Origin of the sequence: Herbaspirillum sp. LeCh32-8 (assembly GCF_017814915.1) — a bacterium.
Taxonomy (GTDB): Bacteria; Pseudomonadota; Gammaproteobacteria; order Burkholderiales; family Burkholderiaceae_D; genus Herbaspirillum.
Map to the genome: position 1 here is coordinate 545,067 of NZ_JAGIPZ010000001.1, position 14,593 is coordinate 559,659.

Sequence of the window (14,593 nt, forward strand, 5' to 3'; positions counted from 1 at the left end):
TGCTACTCTCCTTGAAAGCTTTCTGGTGTTTCTTGTTGCGTGATGGAAAGCAGCTTTTCAACGCGCAGTGCGTATTGGCCATGCGATTGGCCGTAGCTGCATTCCATCACCGGCACGCCGTCGACCTCTGCATTGACGGTCTCGGTGGTCTGCAGCGGGATCACGTCGCCGACCTGCATGTTGAGCAGGTCGGTAAAGGTAACGCGGGCAGTGCCAAAATTGACGATCAGTTCGACCTCGGCGGTCTGGATCTGCTGTTTCATCAGGCGGATCCAGCGTTTGTCGACTTCCAGCGCCTCGCCCTGCATGCTGCTGGTGAGGCGGTCACGCACCGGCTCGATCATGGAGTAGGGCGTGCAGATGTGGATCTCGCCGGAGACCGGACCCAGTTCGATGGTGAACGTGGTCGACACCACCACCTCGTTGGGAGTGGCGATGTTGGCAAACTGGGTGTTCATTTCCGACCGGATGAATTCGAATTCGATCGGGTAGATGGGTTCCCACGACTTCGAGTAGTTCTCGAAGGTGATTTCCAGCACGCGCATGATGATGCGCTGCTCGGTGGGCGTGAATTCACGACCTTCGATGCGGGTGTGGAAGCGGCCATCGCCACCGAACATATTGTCCACCAGCATGAACACGAACTGCGGGTCGAACACCACCAGGCCGATGCCGCGGAAGGGCTTGATGTGGACCAGGTTCAGGTTGGTCGGCACCACCAGGTTACGGATGAATTCGCTGTACTTGGACACCTTGACCGGACCGACCGAGATCTCGGCGGTACGGTGCAGGAAGTTGAACAGGCCGATGCGGAACAGGCGGGCGAAACGCTCGTTGATGATTTCCAGCGTGGGCATGCGCCCGCGGACGATACGTTCCTGAGTCGCCAGGTTATAGGTACGTACCGTACCGGGGGTCTCTTCGACAAGTTTTTCCTCGTCGTCATCCCCTGTCACGCCCTTCAGAAGGGCATCGACTTCTTCCTGCGATAGAAAGTGCTCGGACATGTTCGTATGACTCTTCTGAAGCTTACTGCTGCTGGATCACGAAGGACGTGTAGAACACGTCGTTGATCTGCGGGCCCTTGCCCTTGCCGGAGAACGGTTCGCCCAGCTGGTCGACGATCTCGTCGGTCAGCTTGCGCTTGCCTTCGCCGGTCAGGAGCTCCGACGCCTTCTTGCTCGACAACACCATCAGCAGGCGGCTGCGCACTTGCGGCATGTACAGCTTGAGCGCCTCGGCGGTCTGGGCGTCGGGCACCTGCAGGGTCATTGCCACTTGCAGATACTGGTCGCCGGTTTCCTGCTGCAGGTTGACCACGAACGGCTCGATGACCACGAAGGTGGGCGCCTTGGCCTCGACCTTTTCTTCGGCGTGATCTTCTTCGCCCTTTTTCTTGCCGCCCATCATGAAGAATGCCGCTGCGCCCCCGATCACCAGCACCAGGACGGCGCCGACGATGATGAACAACATCTTCTTGCTGGACTTCGCTGGTGCTGCATCTGCTTCAGCTCCCTTGGCCGGGGCTTTTCCTTTTGTTGCCATCTACTGTTTCCTTTCTGTTCGTCAGCGCGTATTGCTTGGATGTGTGCTTATCGGCAAAGAATTCTTATTGTTGAGTCTTGCGCGGACGATAAAGCTGTTCCCCGTGATGCTTGTTGCCTGAGACCCGCCCCCCGAGGCCGCCGTCGTGCCGGCGGTCGTCGTCAGGCGAAGGTGTCGACCAGGCCCAGGCCGCTGCTGGTGACGGCTGCCGTGCCTGCCGCCGCCACGGCGAGATCGCCTTCTTCTTCCTTGCCGAAGCTGCCGCTGGAGGAGCGCGCTTGCTGCTGACCGTTGGCGCCCTGGTGCTGGTTGGGCATGCCGGTGTTGACGGTGGCCTGGCCCAGCTGGATGCCGGCCTGGTCCATCATCTCGCGCAGCTTGGGCATGGCCGCTTCCAGCGCCTGCTTGACTTCCGGCTGGGCGGTGATGAAAGTGGCGTCAGCCTGCTGGTTGGTCACCGAGAGCACCACCTGCATGGGGCCCAGGTCAGGCGGATTGAGTGTCAGCGAGGCGCTCTGGATGCCGCCGCTGACCATCCATGTGATCTTCTGGCCGACGGCCTGGTCCCAACCGGCGCTGCCGACGTTGGGCTGGATCTTGTCGGTATAGACCGCGCCGAACACGGCTTGCGGCTGCGCCGCTGCGATCGACTGCTGCACCGCCGGCATCACCACCGGGGTGGGCGTGGCTTGCGGCAGATCCTGCTTGGCGACGGCGACTTCCGGCGCCAGCTTGGCGCTTTGCGCCTTGGCGGCCAGCGCGCCGACGTCTTCCTTGGGGGCGGCCTTGGCGTCTGCGCCCAGGTCGACGGCGGGCTTGTCGCCCTTGGCGCTGCGTGCGGCAACGTCGGCGTTTTGCTGGGTCAGGTCGGGCGCGGCTTCCTTCTTGGCGCTGTTGGCGGCCACGGCGTTTTGCAGGCCGGCGAAGTCGATCTTCTTTTCCTTGCCGTCCAATGCCAGCGGCTGCTCGTCGTCAGCCTTCAGCGAGAGCTTGGGGCCGCTGCGCTTGGCCTGGGCCAGCAGGTCGCCTTCGGTGTCTTCGCTCTTGCCGTTGGAGACCGGCTTGACCGCGTTCTGTTCAAGGTTGGCCACCAGCGCCAGCAACTCGGCTGAAGCCTGGGTGGTGCTGTCGTCGGCCTGATCGTCTTCCTTGTCGTCGTCCTGCTTCTTGGCCGTGGTGTCGGAGGAGGCCGGCTTGCTGCCTGCGGCCTGCGCGGGTTGCGTCGGCTGGGCCGGTTGTTCGGCGGCGCGCGGCTTGTCCTGCGACTGGTTTTCGGCGTTGCGGTTGTTGACCTGGCTGTTGAGGACCTGGTTGAACGGCGCATCGGCGCTGAAGCTGTCGGCCGGGTTGGACGAACGCGAACCGGTAGCCGCGCTTTGCGAGCCGGTGATTACGTTCAACAGCGGCAGGGATGTGTTCATGATATGGGCCTGTCGAGTAACTTGGTCGTTGCTTCGTCGAATCTATCGCTTGTAGAAGGTGATGCGGGCGGCATGCTCGTCCATCGCCTTCTGGTCGCGCTTGTTTTCCTTCTTCAGTTCCTTTTCCTTGGCGCGCGCTGCCAGGGTGTCGTAGGACATGCGCTTGCGCTCGCACGCCTGCCAGGCCGTGCGCGCTTCGGCCACGCGTTGCTGGCTGTTGCGCACGACGTCCTGCTGTCCGGTGATGGCGGTATCGATTTTTTCGATGAAGAGCTGGAAATTGCGATAGCTCAGCGCCGTCAGGCCGGTGGTCAGCGTGTCCTGGAAGCGCGCGGCGTAATCGTCGCGGTACTGTTGCAGGATGACAAGTTTCTGCTGCGCTTCCTCGCTCACACGGATAGCCCGGCCGAGGCGCTTGGTCGCTTCGTCGGTCTCTTTGGTCGCCAATTCGATCAGCGTCTCAAGTGCGGAGGGGGTAGCCATGATAGTTTTGATTATATTTTTGCGTGCAGGTGCTCAATCAACCGAATAGAGCGGTAAGTTGCCTCAAGCTCTCTGATACATCGGCCTGCTCGTGAATTCCCTGCTGCAAAAACGCTTCGATTCTTGGCAATAAGGCAATGGCCTCGTCCAGGATCGGGTCGCTGCCGGCGGCGTAGGCGCCCACGCTGATGAGGTCGCGATTGCGCTGGTAGCGCGAATACAGCTGCTTCAGATGGCGCGATCGGCGCTGGTGGTCGGCATCGGTGATGCTGTGCATGGCGCGGCTGATCGACTGTTCGATGTCGATGGCGGGATAGTGTCCGGCTTCAGCCAACTGGCGGTTGAGCACGATGTGGCCGTCCAGGATCGCGCGCGCTGCGTCGGCGATCGGATCCTGCTGGTCGTCGCCCTCGGTCAGCACGGTATAGAAGGCGGTGATCGAGCCGCCGCCTTCGTCGCCGTTGCCGGCGCGTTCCACCAGCGCGGGAAGCTTGGCAAACACCGACGGCGGGTAGCCCTTGGTGGCCGGCGGCTCGCCGATGGCCAGGGCGATCTCGCGCTGGGCCATGGCGTAGCGGGTCAGCGAATCCATGATCAGCAGCACGTCCTTGCCCTGGTCGCGGAAATACTCTGCGATCGAGGTGCAATAGGCGGCGCCCTGCAAGCGCATCAGCGGCGGGGTGTCGGCCGGGGCGGCCACCACCACCGAACGCGCCAGGCCTTCGGGGCCCAGGATCTGCTCGATGAATTCCTTCACTTCGCGGCCGCGCTCGCCGATCAGGCCGACCACGATAACGTCGGCGCTGGTGTAGCGCGCCATCATGCCCAGCAGCACGCTCTTGCCCACGCCTGAGCCTGCGAACAAGCCCATGCGCTGGCCGCGGCCCACGGTGAGCATGGAGTTGATGGCGCGAATGCCGGTGTCGAGGATGTCGCGGATCGGTGCGCGGCCGAGCGGATTGGCGGCGCGCACGGCCAGCGGCGCCGAGCGTTCGGTGTGCAGCGGACCGTAGTTGTCGAGCGGGCGACCGGCGCCGTCCAGCACACGACCCAGCAGTTCGTCGCCGACCGGCAGGCGGCGGCTGTGCTCATCGGCGCGGCGCGGCGTGAAGGTAATGGGGCCGGTGCGCGGCGGCGGCTTGACCGGCTCGACCGGGAACACGCGGGTGCCCGGCACGATGCCTTCGACATCGCTTTGCGGCATCAGGAACAGGCGCTCGTCCTGGAAGCCGACGACTTCGGCTTCGATCATCATGCCGTTGGGCAGGGGGACGTTGCAGGGGCTGCCCACGGGCAGCTTCAGGCCGACCGCTTCCATCACCAGGCCCGCCACGCGGGTGATGCGACCGGCGGTCTGGGTGGGCTCGGCCATGCTGACCAGGCTGCGACAATTGTGCAGGTAGGCTTGCCAGAGACTGCTGTGAGAGGGCATCGGGGAGTTCATGCGGGGCTCCCGGTCAAATGGTCATCGTTCAGTCCAGCCAGTCGAGCTGTTTGGACAGCGACTCGGCCAGTCGCTTCCAGCGCGTCTGCGTAGTTGCATCGATCTGGTTGCTGCGGGTTTCCACGCGGCAGCCGCCGCGCTGGAGGTGCTGGTCCTCGTCGATGGCCCAGCCGTGCTTGCTCAACTCTTCGCCCATGTGCTCGCGCACCAGCGCGGCGTCTTCCGGATGCAGCGTCAGCGTAGCCGGCAGTTGCAGGCCGGGCAGGGTCTGGATGGCGGCCGAGACCGTCGGCAGCACCAGCTCAGGGTGCACGTTGAGCGCGGTCTTGAGCATGGCCTTGGACAGGTCCAGCGCCAGGTCGAGCATCTCGGGCGCCATGCTTTCGCTGCATTGGGACACTTCGGTGCCGAAGTTGACGGCGATCTGGCGGAAGTGCTGGATGACTTCGTTGATTTCCTTCTGGCCCTGCTGCAGACCGGCCATGTAGCCTTCGGCGCGGCCGGCCTCCAGGCCGTGCTGGCGGCCTTCGGCAAAGCCTTCCTGGCGCGCGGCTTCGCGGATCGCGTCGAGCTGCTCGGCAGTCAGTTGCGGGACCGGCGGCGGTTCTTCGTCGAACTCGTCCTCGATGACCGGCGGCGCCGGTTCCGGCTCAGGTTCTTCCCGCTCGTTGAACGACGCCAGCTCCCAGCGCTGGTAGGGCGTCATCTCTTCCTTGGGAATGATCTTCGCACGCATGGCTTACATTAACTCCAACTCAAGACCGGCATGCACGAGGGGTGCGACAACAGGCAAATCAGCATCAGACGAACGCATCCTCGCCCTTGGCGCCCAGCACGATCTGGCCTTCGTCGGCCAGGCGGCGCACGATCTGCAGGATGGCCTTTTGCTGCGCGTCCACTTCGGACAGTCGCACGGGGCCTTTGGATTCCAGGTCTTCCTTCATCATCTCTGCAGCACGCTGCGACATGTTGGCGAAGATCTTGTCGCGCAGGCCCTGCGAGGCACCCTTGAGCGCCACGATGAGCGACTCCGACTGCACTTCGCGCAGCAGCAGCTGGATGCCGCGACCGTCGATGTCGATGATGTTCTCGAACACGAACATTTCGTCCATGATCTTCTGCGCCATATCTTCGTCGTAGCCGCGCAGGTTGTTCATCACCGAGGTTTCGTTCTCGCCGGACATGAAGTTCAGGATCTCGGCCGCAGTACGGATACCGCCCATCTGTTGCTTCTTCAGGCTTTCGTTGCCGGTCAGTAGCTTTGTCAAAACGTCATTCAATTCACGCAACGCGGCCGGCTGCACGCCGTCCAGGGTTGCAATACGAAGGATCGTATCGTTGCGCAGACGTTCCGTGAAATGATTGATGATGCCGCATGCATGGTCGCGCTCGAGGTGGACCAGGATGGTGGCGATGATCTGCGGGTGTTCGTTGCGGATGAGTTCGGCGACCGACTGCGCGTCCATCCACTTGAGGGCTTCGATGCCGGATGCGTCGCGGCCTCCCAGGATGCGGTTGAGCAGGGAGGTTGCCTTGTCGTCGCCCAGCGCCTTGGTCAGCACGCTGCGGATGTATTCGTCCGAATCCAGGCCCAGCGAGGAGGCCTGGCCGGTTTCTGCGACGAAATCGGCCAGCACGGCGTTGATGTCCTCGAAGCTGATGTTCTTCAGCGCCGACATGGCCGCGCCCAGTTTCTGGACTTCCTTGGGGCCGAGGTATTTCATGACCTCGGCGGCCTCGTCTTCGCCCAGCGCCAGCATCAGGATGGCACCTTTTTGAACGCCGTCGTTACTCATTGTTCACCCAGCCCTTAATGATGCTTGCCACCAGTTTGGGATCGTTCTTGGCCCACTGCTTGGCGGTGTCGAGGTTCGCCTTGTACTGCGCGCGGTCGTCCATTTCCGGCTCGCCGGAGAGGTTGACGATGGCGTCCGGATCGTCCGGATCGAAGCCGGCGGCGACTGCGGCTGCCGCTGCGGCGGCTTCGGCCTCGGCCTTTTCCTTGGCCAGGCGTTCGCGTTCTTCGCGGCCCGACAGCTTCCAGATGATCGGGCGCAGCACGCCGAAGTAGAGGTACAGCAGGACGGCGGCCAGCAGCACGTACTTGCCGATTTCCTTGGCCAGATCGATCATGCCCGGCTGCTTCCACAGCGGCAGATCTGGTTCCAGATCGGTGCTGAACTGGGTGTTGACCACGTTGAGCGAGTCGCCGCGATCCTTGTTGTAACCCATCGCTTCCTTGACCAGGTCGCTGATCTGGTTGCGCTCGGCTTCGGTCAGCGGACGCATCACGATCTTGCCGGTGTTGTCCAGCGTGCGCTTGTAGTTCACCACCACGGCGACCGTCAGGCGACGCACGCCGCCCATCGGCTGCTGGGTGTAGCGCACGGTCTTGTCGACTTCGTAGTTGACGGTCTCGTCCTTGCGCGAATTGCCGCTGGAGCTTGGGGCCGGAGCCGCGCCGTTCGGCGTGGCCGCAGCACCTGCCTGACCCGGTGCATTGGCTGCGGCCGGGTTGACAATCTGGGCGGTGGCCGGGGCAGGGGGCTGGTTGGTCAGTGCGCCAGGAACGCCGGAGGTGCCCGACGACGCGCTGTTGGCCTCGCTGCTCTGCTTGCTGCGCACTGCAGCCGTATCCTGCGTCTGGTTGGGCTTGTAGGCCTCGGATGCCTGCTCGGTGCGGGAGAAATCCACGTCTGCGGTGGCTTCGGCGCGTACGTTGCCGTTGCCGACGATGGGGGCGATGATCGATTCGACGCGCTTGACGATGTCTTGCTGCATGTCCTGGACATACTTCAGCTGGGTCGGGTCGAGCGTGTTGGTCTGGGCTTGCTTGGAGGTGTCGGACAGCAGGTTGCCGTTCTGGTCGACGATGGTGACTGCCTTGGGCGAGAGCTCAGGCACGCTGCTGGCCACCAGGTGGACGATGGCGCTGACTTGCTGCTGATCCAGGAAGCGGCCCGGGTACAGGCTCAGGATGACCGAGGCGGTCGGCTTTTGCTGGTCGCGCACGAACACCGAGGCCTTGGGCAGGGCCAGGTGCACACGGGCGTTCTGGACGGAGGACAGCGACTGCACCGAGCGCGCCAGTTCGCCTTCCAGCGCGCGCTGGAAGTTGACTTGTTCGAGGAATTGGGAAATGCCGAGCTTCTGGTTCTCCATCAGCTCGAAGCCGACGTTGCCGCCCTTGGGCAGGCCCTGCGCAGCCAGTTTCAGGCGTGCGTCGTGAACCATGTTTTCAGGAACCAGAATGGCCGTGCCGCCTTCGGAATACTTGTAGGGCACGTTCATCTGCTGCAGCGAGGCGACGATGGCGCCGCCGTCACGGTCATTGAAGTTGGAGAACAGGACCCGGTACTCGATCTTCTGGCTCCACATCCAGATGCCGATCATCAGCGCGACAGTGGCTGCCGCAGCGACGATGAGCAGGATGCGCCGGCCTTGCGGCGAGCGCGCATAACCCACCACGCCGCCTTGGGCGGCAGGCTGAGCGCCTGCGCCGTCTGCGCCGGTTGCGTCAGTCGGGTTGTTTGCGTCGCTGGTCATCGTACCGTCGGCTGCTACCGCCATGATTTCCCCTCTGGCGAGCCCCCGGATGCCGGGTTGATAATGACTTTATTCACTGCTTACCTGCCCTTGATAGGTTTTTTGCTCAGTGTGGATTGTCCGTTGGACGCCGGAATTTGATCGCCCGAACAGAATGGCAAATTCCCCCCTTATTGTTGCGAGTTGTAAATGCAATGGTGTTAAGGTGCTCGTGTAGAAGCCGGTGGTGCGGGTTGAGCGCCGGGGCATTGAAAAATATTGAAACCGCGAGGTGGAAAATGGCAGTTCAGAGCGTAATTGATACCAGCAAGATCGAGGCAATGGTCGCGCAGTTGAAGGCTGCTGCGGCGCGCGCCCAGGGCGCGCCGGCGGTGGAGTCGGTGCAGGGCGCCGGCAAGGTCGAGAAGGCCGCGCCGCGCGTGGACTTTGCCGATGTGCTCAAGGGTGCGATCGATCAGGTCAATGATTCGCAGCAGCAGGCATCCAAGATGTCGCAGGCGTTTGCCCTGGGAGACGACAACGTGAACCTGTCGGACGTGATGATTGCCTCGCAGAAAGCCAGCATCTCCTTCCAGACTAGCATCCAGGTGCGCAACAAGCTGGTGTCCGCCTACCGTGACATCATGACGATGCAGGTGTGATGTTTTTTTGTGGGATTTTCGTCAATATTCGATAAATCTTTCCTCGTTGCAAATTTTATTGCTGAATTCGCAATAGCCTTGCAGCAAAGTCCAAATAAAAAAGCCCGCGATTGCGGGCTTTTTTGTTGGATGCGCTCGGGTGTCTTTACATCATGCCCGACGCCTTGGCGTTCTGCTCGCGTTCCAGCTTGGTGATGAAGCGTTGGATAGCGGCCAGCACGGCGCGCGGAATATCGACGAACTGGCAGCCGAAGCGATGCACGGTCTTGCCGTTGGTCATCTTGAATTCCTTGCAGTCGCGGATCTGCAGTTTGACGGACACCAGGGTATTGTCGGTCAGCTCCAGTTGGCAATCTTCGTAGATCACGCCTTGCGTGGTGGGCAGCACCTTCTTTTCGTCGGTGATGCCGACGCCGCCGGCGCTGATGTTGTTGAGCAGGGTGACGATGGTGACGAAGGAGCCGTCCGGCTGAGTGACGCGGAAGGTGCAGCGCAGCGGCTTGGCGATCGGCGTCGGAATGCGGTAGAACTCGCGGCGCTGCAGGCGCACCAGGCTGGTCGGGATGTCGATCTGCAGGGCGGGGCGATTCTGGTATTCGACCTTGCGCGCCTTATCGACCACGAAGGTGATGCGAATGCTGTTATACAGCGCTTCGAAGGCGATGCGGTTGCTGGCAACGATGCTTTCGTTGAGCATGGTGCTGGGGGCGGCATCGATGATCACCGTATTGGCGTCATCATCGATATCGAGAATCGACGTGATGACGGACTCCGAGCCCCCCTTGATCAGCAGGCTCAGCAGCTGATTTTTTTCCATCATGCTGTTCAGCAGGGAAACGATCTCCCTCCGTGAATGAACCCGGAATGGGCTGTCGTCTTGGTTCTGGTCGGTGTTTGCCATCTATGCGTCTTGTACGTCTGAATTCAGCGAATCTGGATCGCCTTCCCCGGAGGAATTTTTTATGTAATTTAACCCCGTATCATACATCAGTGGCTGTCCTAATTGCATTTTTTCAATACGATAAAGCCAGGCCAACAGCTCTGCGACGGTGCGATACAACGCAGGGGGAATTTGCTGATCCAGTTCGACCTGCATCAGCAGCGATACCAGCTCTTTGGACTCATGGACGTAGACGCCGCTTTCGCGCGCGCGGGCGATGATGGCCTCGGCCACCAGGCCGCGGCCCTTGGCGACGACCGTGGGGGCGGCTTTGCTTGCGTTGTAGGCGAGCGCGACCGCGTTCTGCAGGGGGATGTTAGGCTTCTCCATCTTGCTTGACGATCAGCGAGTCGAGAGAAGTACCGGCGGCCGACATGGCGTCGGCGAACGAACCGGTATTACTGCGCAGCGCGGCGGCTGCGATATCGTTGTCCGCCTTGACCTGGACGTGGATCTGCTGGCCGATCAAGCGTATCGATGCCGAGACTTCGCCCAACTGCGCGAAGTTGAACTTGACCACGCTGTGCCAGGTTGGCAGGGCTTCTTCGCCATCCTGCTGGCCGGCTTGTCCGTCGGGCGCCTCCTGGTTGATTTCCCAGTCCATTTGTTGGCCGGGCCAGACTTCGCCATGCCAGACCAGCCGTTGCTGCTCCAATGCGTTGAGCTGCAGGTTGATGATCTGCCCCAGCTGGTTCTGCGCGGGATCGTTCTGGCTCAGCAGGTTGATGTCGCCAGCGTTTTGGCGGCCCACCTGTGCCTGCGGTTCCTTCATCAGTTCTTCGGTCGGCAGGCGTCCTTCGGCCCAGGCCGAAACGTGCGATTCGTAGAACACGCCGCTATGGTTGATGGCGTCCTGCAGCGCCGATGCCATCTGCTCGGCCGGCAGGCCGGCCTTGGGCAGCAGCGGGGCGGGGGAGGTCACGTGGTTGGCCACGTTGCCTTGCTGGGAGGCCTGCAACAGGCTGTCGATCAGCTTGCCGGCATTGCTGAGCGTGGTGGTGGTGCTGGACGGGGCATTGGACTGCGCCTGGCGGCCGCCGCGCGCCTGGCCATCGATCGGGATGTCCTCGTGGTCGGCAACGCCGCCGGCGCCGTCGCGGGTGACGAACTGCAAGGACTTCAGGTCCTTCTGCATGGCCCGACCGGCCTTACTGAGCGAGACTGCTGCGCTCTCGTCGTCCTGGTGCAGGCTGCCTTCCTTGACTGCGAAGGTCGGGCGCGGATCCTTGGAGACCAGTGTCAGGATCAGGGTGTCGCCGGTGCGTGCGGTCGAGGGCAGCACCATGCGCGCCGCCGTGTTGGCGATGCGCACGAGATAGGTGCCGTCTTTGAAGTCGGAGAGAATGCGCCCGGACATTTGCTGTCCGATGGCGATTTGGGCAAGGCGGCTGAAGGCCTCCTGCTTGGTGTCCGCGACCGAAACAACGGCGGTCGCAGCGTCAACGGCGTGAACTGGCTGGACGGCGGTGGCGATATCAGCCCGCGGCAGCATGATCAGCTACCCATGCCGTAGGTGTTGAGCAGCTTCTGTTCGGTCTGGTTGCTTTGGATGAGGGCCGACAGCTTGCGCAGGCCCGGCTCGGTCAGATTGCGGATGTCGCGATCGTCTTCAAGGATCTTCCTGATGATATCGACTTTGCGGTTGCGCAAGTCGTCAGAGAGGGAGATGTTGTCTTCGACGTTTTTCAGGGTGGCAATGTGCTTGCCGCACTGGGTCTCCAGTTTGGTCAGCAGTTCCCAGTCCGCCGCACGGGCTGCGGCCAGCATTTGGTCGGTCAATTGGGAGATTGACTCGTAAATGGCGATGACGTGGTCACCGTTCATATTCAGGCTTTCGCGAAGCTGTTTTGCGGGTTGAGGGCATCGAAGGGCGACATTTGCGGCGCCGATGCGCCGGCGTTCGGGCCGATCTGTTCCCAGGCGGAGCGGATTTCTTCCAGCAGGCCGTGGACTTCGGTCAGGATCGCCTCGTTGTTCGTAGTGTTCGCCTCGAACAGGCGGCGGCTCATGTATTCGTACAGGGAGTCCAGGTTCAGCGCCAGGTCGCCGCCGACATTCTTGTTGAGGCTAGCGCGCAGGCCGTTATCGATGATCAGGATGGCCTTGGTGATCGATTCGCCCTTGTTCTTGATGTCCTTCTCGGCCATATACTTTTTGGCCATGGAAATGGCCACCAGCGCGCCGTCAAACAGCATCGTGATGAGTTTGTGCGGGCTGGCGGCGATCACGCCGGTTTCCACCCCGATGTTAGCGTAGGCGTTAGCGCCACGCTTCATGGTACCGAACATGATGTTCTCCTATGTTCGCGGATTCAATATCAGCTGCTTACTTTGGGCAGGTTCGCCAGCTGCTGCGTCAAGTAGCTTTGCGTCGCCTGCATGCTGGCCAGCGTCACGTTGAGCTGGTTGAACTGGTTGGTGTAAGCATCCTTCATGTTCGTCAGGCGGGTCTGCACAGCGGTCTGGCGATCCTGGTTGATCTTCAGACTGGCTTGCAGGCCGTTGGTCTTGGTGGCGATGATGCCATCATCGCTCAAGATGCTCTTCATCAACGTTGTCAGCTTGGTGACGATACCATTTTTGGACGAAGTGGTGTTGGTCGTGTCCGGGTCGGTGCCGCTGAAGAGGTTGGCGATGCCTGCAAAATTGTTGGTCGCCGCGGTCGACAGCTTGGCAGCGTCCAGCGCCAGGGTGCCGTCTTTCTGGAAGGAAATGCCGATGTCGGACAGGCTGCTGATGCCGTTGCCGCCATCCACCGATGCGAACAGCGTGCTGCGCAGCTGGCTCATGATGGTCTGCACCGACGATTCGCTCGCCAGCGGCGAGGAGGTGTCGGCTTCGCCCAGCGTGGTGGACGGGGTCTGCTTGGTCAGGCTGGACACCGCCTTGACCAGCGTGTTGTAGGCCGAGACAAAGGTGTTGGCCGCGCTGGAGATGCCGGAGGTGTCGTTGGAAATGTTCAGCGTGAAATTGTCGGACGCGGTGGTGACCTTGGCCAGGTTCAGCGTCACGCCGGAAATCACGTTTTCGACGGTGTTGCTGGCGCTGGTCACGGACACGCCGTCGATGGACAGCTTGGCGTCCTGCGCTTTCAACAGCTGGCCCATGCCGCTCATGGTCAGGCCGGTGTAGTCGCCGGTGCCGGTCAGCGAGACTGCACTGGTGGCGGCCGAGCCGGTCGGGGTCAGCACCAGGTGGTCATAGGTGCCGTCGTTGCTGATGCTGGCCGTGACGTTGGCGCCGGCGGCATTGATCGATGCCATCACTTCGCTCAGGCTGATTGAGCCGTCGTTGTTGCCGTCGTTCAGGGTGATGGTGCTGGTGGTATCGCCGACCTTCAGCGTCAGGCCGCCGTTGGCGGGGCCGTAAGTCTGATTGGTCGCCACGTTGGGCGAGGTCACGGTGCCGCTCGGATCGAAGGTGAAGGCCGAGTAGCCGCCGGTGCCGGTGATCTTGACCGTATTGGCCGCGCCGCTGTCCTTGGCGGTAATGACCAGGTGGTCATTGGTGCCGTCGCTGACGATGGTCGCGTTCACGCCGGCGTCGGACGAGTTGATGGCGTCGCGCACGCCCTGCAGGGTGTTGGTGGTCGGATTGATCAGCGTGGTCGAGCCGGTGCCGGTCTTGATGGCCAGCACGCCGCTACCGAAAGTCTGTCCGGGGGTGAAGCCTATCGAGCTCAACTTTTGCGTCTGCGCCAGTTGCGACACGGCGACGGTGTAGGTGCCCGAGGCTGCCTTGGACGCATCGCGCGGCGCCTGGGTCTGCGACATTTGGCTCGAGCTCGAGCTGGACGGGTCGTAGGCGAAGCGCGACAGCGAATTGTTGGCGGTGACCTTGATCGTGTTGGCCGTGCCGCCGGTATTCGATTCCAGCACCAGATGGTCGCCGGTGCCGTCGGTGACGATGGAAGCGGTCACGCCGGCATTGCCGGCATTGATGGCGTCGCGCACGCCGGCCAGCGTGGCATTGGCCTTCAGGGTGATGAAGGTGGGCGAATTGGTGCCGACCTTAATGGCGATGGAGTCGCCGCCGTTGAAGATGGTGCCGCTGGATACGCCGTCGGACTGGATCTTCTGCGCCAGGACCTTCGTCGAGTTGTCGCTGTTGACGTCGGCGGTAAAGGGATCGGTCGTCAGGGTGGTGCCGGTGCCGGAGTTGCTGACGGTGCTCTTTTGCGAGCTGAAGCTGGCAGCGGTCAGGGCGGCGATGGCCGACTGATAGGTCGACATGGCGCCCTTCAGGTTGCCGTACGCGGAAATCAGGGTGTTGTAGCTGCTGGCCTGGGTGGTCAGCGGGGTCAGTTGCGATTGGCTTTCAGCCGAGATCAGCTGGCTGACCAGCGTGGAAACATCGAGGGGACCCGCCGAGGTGGAGATGGTACCGGTGGAAGTTGCCATTGTTCACTCCTGAATCTGTGCGTTGCACACAGCGTCTTGCAGGCTGCGAGCCGCGGTCAAGAGGAGGATTGGCTCTCAAATACGGCGTCGGTGCAATATTGACGCTGTGAGGGGGAAATACCTTTAACTACGGAATCCGTTATGAACTGTGGTACACGAAACTATCATGCGCAA

16 protein-coding genes are annotated in these 14,593 nt (G+C 61.9%); 2 read left to right on the forward strand and 14 right to left on the reverse strand.

Features of this window, described 5'->3' with window-relative positions:
• Positions 1 to 2 precede the first annotated feature (2 nt).
• Together fliM and fliL are read right to left on the reverse strand one after the other, a co-directional pair.
• Entirely contained in the window at positions 3 to 1,007 is a 1,005-nt protein-coding gene (fliM, locus tag J8I26_RS02590; RefSeq protein ID WP_209603754.1) for a flagellar motor switch protein FliM, read from the reverse strand.
• Positions 1,008 to 1,029: 22 nt separating this feature from the next.
• A complete protein-coding gene (gene fliL, locus J8I26_RS02595) occupies positions 1,030 to 1,545 on the reverse strand; it encodes a flagellar basal body-associated protein FliL (protein WP_209603756.1) in 516 nt (171 codons plus the stop codon).
• Here fliL and J8I26_RS02600 point away from each other — a divergent pair.
• Positions 1,460 to 1,666 (forward strand): hypothetical protein, encoded by a 207-nt coding sequence (locus J8I26_RS02600; protein ID WP_209604852.1) that lies wholly within the window; start codon positions 1,460 to 1,462, stop codon positions 1,664 to 1,666. The genes fliL and J8I26_RS02600 overlap by 86 nt on opposite strands.
• Before the next feature lie 40 nt (positions 1,667 to 1,706).
• Here the strand turns inward: J8I26_RS02600 and J8I26_RS02605 are convergent, their stop codons facing one another.
• From J8I26_RS02605 to fliF, 6 genes are all read right to left on the reverse strand, one after another.
• A complete protein-coding gene (locus J8I26_RS02605) occupies positions 1,707 to 2,966 on the reverse strand; it encodes a flagellar hook-length control protein FliK (protein ID WP_209603758.1) in 1,260 nt (419 codons plus the stop codon).
• Positions 2,967 to 3,008: 42 nt separating this feature from the next.
• The gene (gene fliJ / locus J8I26_RS02610; protein WP_209603760.1) at positions 3,009 to 3,449 is read right to left on the reverse strand and encodes a flagellar export protein FliJ; all 441 of its coding nucleotides are present in this window, start codon (positions 3,447 to 3,449) and stop codon (positions 3,009 to 3,011) included.
• Positions 3,450 to 3,486: 37 nt separating this feature from the next.
• Positions 3,487 to 4,893, reverse strand: a complete 1,407-nt coding sequence (gene fliI, locus J8I26_RS02615) for a flagellar protein export ATPase FliI (RefSeq protein WP_209603762.1) — start codon at positions 4,891 to 4,893, stop codon at positions 3,487 to 3,489.
• Between the two features lie 28 nt (positions 4,894 to 4,921).
• Positions 4,922 to 5,629, reverse strand: a complete 708-nt coding sequence (gene fliH, locus J8I26_RS02620) for a flagellar assembly protein FliH (RefSeq protein WP_209603764.1) — start codon at positions 5,627 to 5,629, stop codon at positions 4,922 to 4,924.
• Between the two features lie 64 nt (positions 5,630 to 5,693).
• On the reverse strand, positions 5,694 to 6,689 hold the full coding sequence (gene fliG, locus J8I26_RS02625; RefSeq protein ID WP_209603766.1) for a flagellar motor switch protein FliG: 996 nt from the start codon (positions 6,687 to 6,689) through the stop codon (positions 5,694 to 5,696).
• Positions 6,682 to 8,463: a flagellar basal-body MS-ring/collar protein FliF gene (gene fliF / locus J8I26_RS02630; protein ID WP_209603768.1), complete on the reverse strand. Its 1,782-nt coding sequence runs from the start codon at positions 8,461 to 8,463 to the stop codon at positions 6,682 to 6,684. Before fliF ends, fliG begins: the two co-directional genes overlap by 8 nt.
• A gap of 254 nt (positions 8,464 to 8,717) precedes the next feature.
• Here fliF and fliE point away from each other — a divergent pair, with 254 nt between their 5' ends.
• The gene (fliE, locus tag J8I26_RS02635; RefSeq protein WP_209603770.1) at positions 8,718 to 9,080 is read left to right on the forward strand and encodes a flagellar hook-basal body complex protein FliE; all 363 of its coding nucleotides are present in this window, start codon (positions 8,718 to 8,720) and stop codon (positions 9,078 to 9,080) included.
• A 145-nt stretch (positions 9,081 to 9,225) separates the two neighbouring features.
• Here fliE and J8I26_RS02640 read toward each other — a convergent pair whose 3' ends face one another.
• From J8I26_RS02640 to fliD, 6 genes are read right to left on the reverse strand one after another with little or no spacing between them, the layout of a single operon-like run.
• Positions 9,226 to 9,981: a flagellar brake protein gene (locus tag J8I26_RS02640; protein WP_209603772.1), complete on the reverse strand. Its 756-nt coding sequence runs from the start codon at positions 9,979 to 9,981 to the stop codon at positions 9,226 to 9,228.
• The gene (locus tag J8I26_RS02645) at positions 9,982 to 10,350 is read right to left on the reverse strand and encodes an EscU/YscU/HrcU family type III secretion system export apparatus switch protein (RefSeq protein WP_209603773.1); all 369 of its coding nucleotides are present in this window, start codon (positions 10,348 to 10,350) and stop codon (positions 9,982 to 9,984) included.
• Complete coding sequence (locus J8I26_RS02650; protein ID WP_209603774.1) at positions 10,337 to 11,512, reverse strand: flagellar hook-length control protein FliK; 1,176 nt, start codon at positions 11,510 to 11,512, stop codon at positions 10,337 to 10,339. Before J8I26_RS02650 ends, J8I26_RS02645 begins: the two co-directional genes overlap by 14 nt.
• A 2-nt stretch (positions 11,513 to 11,514) precedes the next feature.
• Positions 11,515 to 11,844, reverse strand: a complete 330-nt coding sequence (locus J8I26_RS02655) for a flagellar protein FliT (protein ID WP_209603776.1) — start codon at positions 11,842 to 11,844, stop codon at positions 11,515 to 11,517.
• Between the two features lie 2 nt (positions 11,845 to 11,846).
• A complete protein-coding gene (gene fliS, locus J8I26_RS02660; protein ID WP_209603777.1) occupies positions 11,847 to 12,308 on the reverse strand; it encodes a flagellar export chaperone FliS in 462 nt (153 codons plus the stop codon).
• Positions 12,309 to 12,337: 29 nt separating this feature from the next.
• Positions 12,338 to 14,419, reverse strand: a complete 2,082-nt coding sequence (fliD, locus tag J8I26_RS02665; RefSeq protein WP_209603781.1) for a flagellar filament capping protein FliD — start codon at positions 14,417 to 14,419, stop codon at positions 12,338 to 12,340.
• Between the last annotated feature and the right edge of the window lie 174 nt (positions 14,420 to 14,593).

What these genes read in the sequence shown, in the direction of transcription:
- fliM (WP_209603754.1), bottom strand. Translation starts at nt 1,007, where the DNA reads ATGTCCGAGCACTTTCTATCGCAGGAAGAAGTCGATGCCCTTCTGAAG.
- J8I26_RS02600 (WP_209604852.1), top strand. Translation starts at nt 1,460, where the DNA reads ATGATGAACAACATCTTCTTGCTGGACTTCGCTGGTGCTGCATCTGCT.
- fliL (WP_209603756.1), bottom strand. Translation starts at nt 1,545, where the DNA reads ATGGCAACAAAAGGAAAAGCCCCGGCCAAGGGAGCTGAAGCAGATGCA.
- J8I26_RS02605 (WP_209603758.1), bottom strand. Translation starts at nt 2,966, where the DNA reads ATGAACACATCCCTGCCGCTGTTGAACGTAATCACCGGCTCGCAAAGC.
- fliJ (WP_209603760.1), bottom strand. Translation starts at nt 3,449, where the DNA reads ATGGCTACCCCCTCCGCACTTGAGACGCTGATCGAATTGGCGACCAAA.
- fliI (WP_209603762.1), bottom strand. Translation starts at nt 4,893, where the DNA reads ATGAACTCCCCGATGCCCTCTCACAGCAGTCTCTGGCAAGCCTACCTG.
- fliH (WP_209603764.1), bottom strand. Translation starts at nt 5,629, where the DNA reads ATGCGTGCGAAGATCATTCCCAAGGAAGAGATGACGCCCTACCAGCGC.
- fliG (WP_209603766.1), bottom strand. Translation starts at nt 6,689, where the DNA reads ATGAGTAACGACGGCGTTCAAAAAGGTGCCATCCTGATGCTGGCGCTG.
- fliF (WP_209603768.1), bottom strand. Translation starts at nt 8,463, where the DNA reads ATGGCGGTAGCAGCCGACGGTACGATGACCAGCGACGCAAACAACCCG.
- fliE (WP_209603770.1), top strand. Translation starts at nt 8,718, where the DNA reads ATGGCAGTTCAGAGCGTAATTGATACCAGCAAGATCGAGGCAATGGTC.
- J8I26_RS02640 (WP_209603772.1), bottom strand. Translation starts at nt 9,981, where the DNA reads ATGGCAAACACCGACCAGAACCAAGACGACAGCCCATTCCGGGTTCAT.
- J8I26_RS02645 (WP_209603773.1), bottom strand. Translation starts at nt 10,350, where the DNA reads ATGGAGAAGCCTAACATCCCCCTGCAGAACGCGGTCGCGCTCGCCTAC.
- J8I26_RS02650 (WP_209603774.1), bottom strand. Translation starts at nt 11,512, where the DNA reads ATGCTGCCGCGGGCTGATATCGCCACCGCCGTCCAGCCAGTTCACGCC.
- J8I26_RS02655 (WP_209603776.1), bottom strand. Translation starts at nt 11,844, where the DNA reads ATGAACGGTGACCACGTCATCGCCATTTACGAGTCAATCTCCCAATTG.
- fliS (WP_209603777.1), bottom strand. Translation starts at nt 12,308, where the DNA reads ATGTTCGGTACCATGAAGCGTGGCGCTAACGCCTACGCTAACATCGGG.
- fliD (WP_209603781.1), bottom strand. Translation starts at nt 14,419, where the DNA reads ATGGCAACTTCCACCGGTACCATCTCCACCTCGGCGGGTCCCCTCGAT.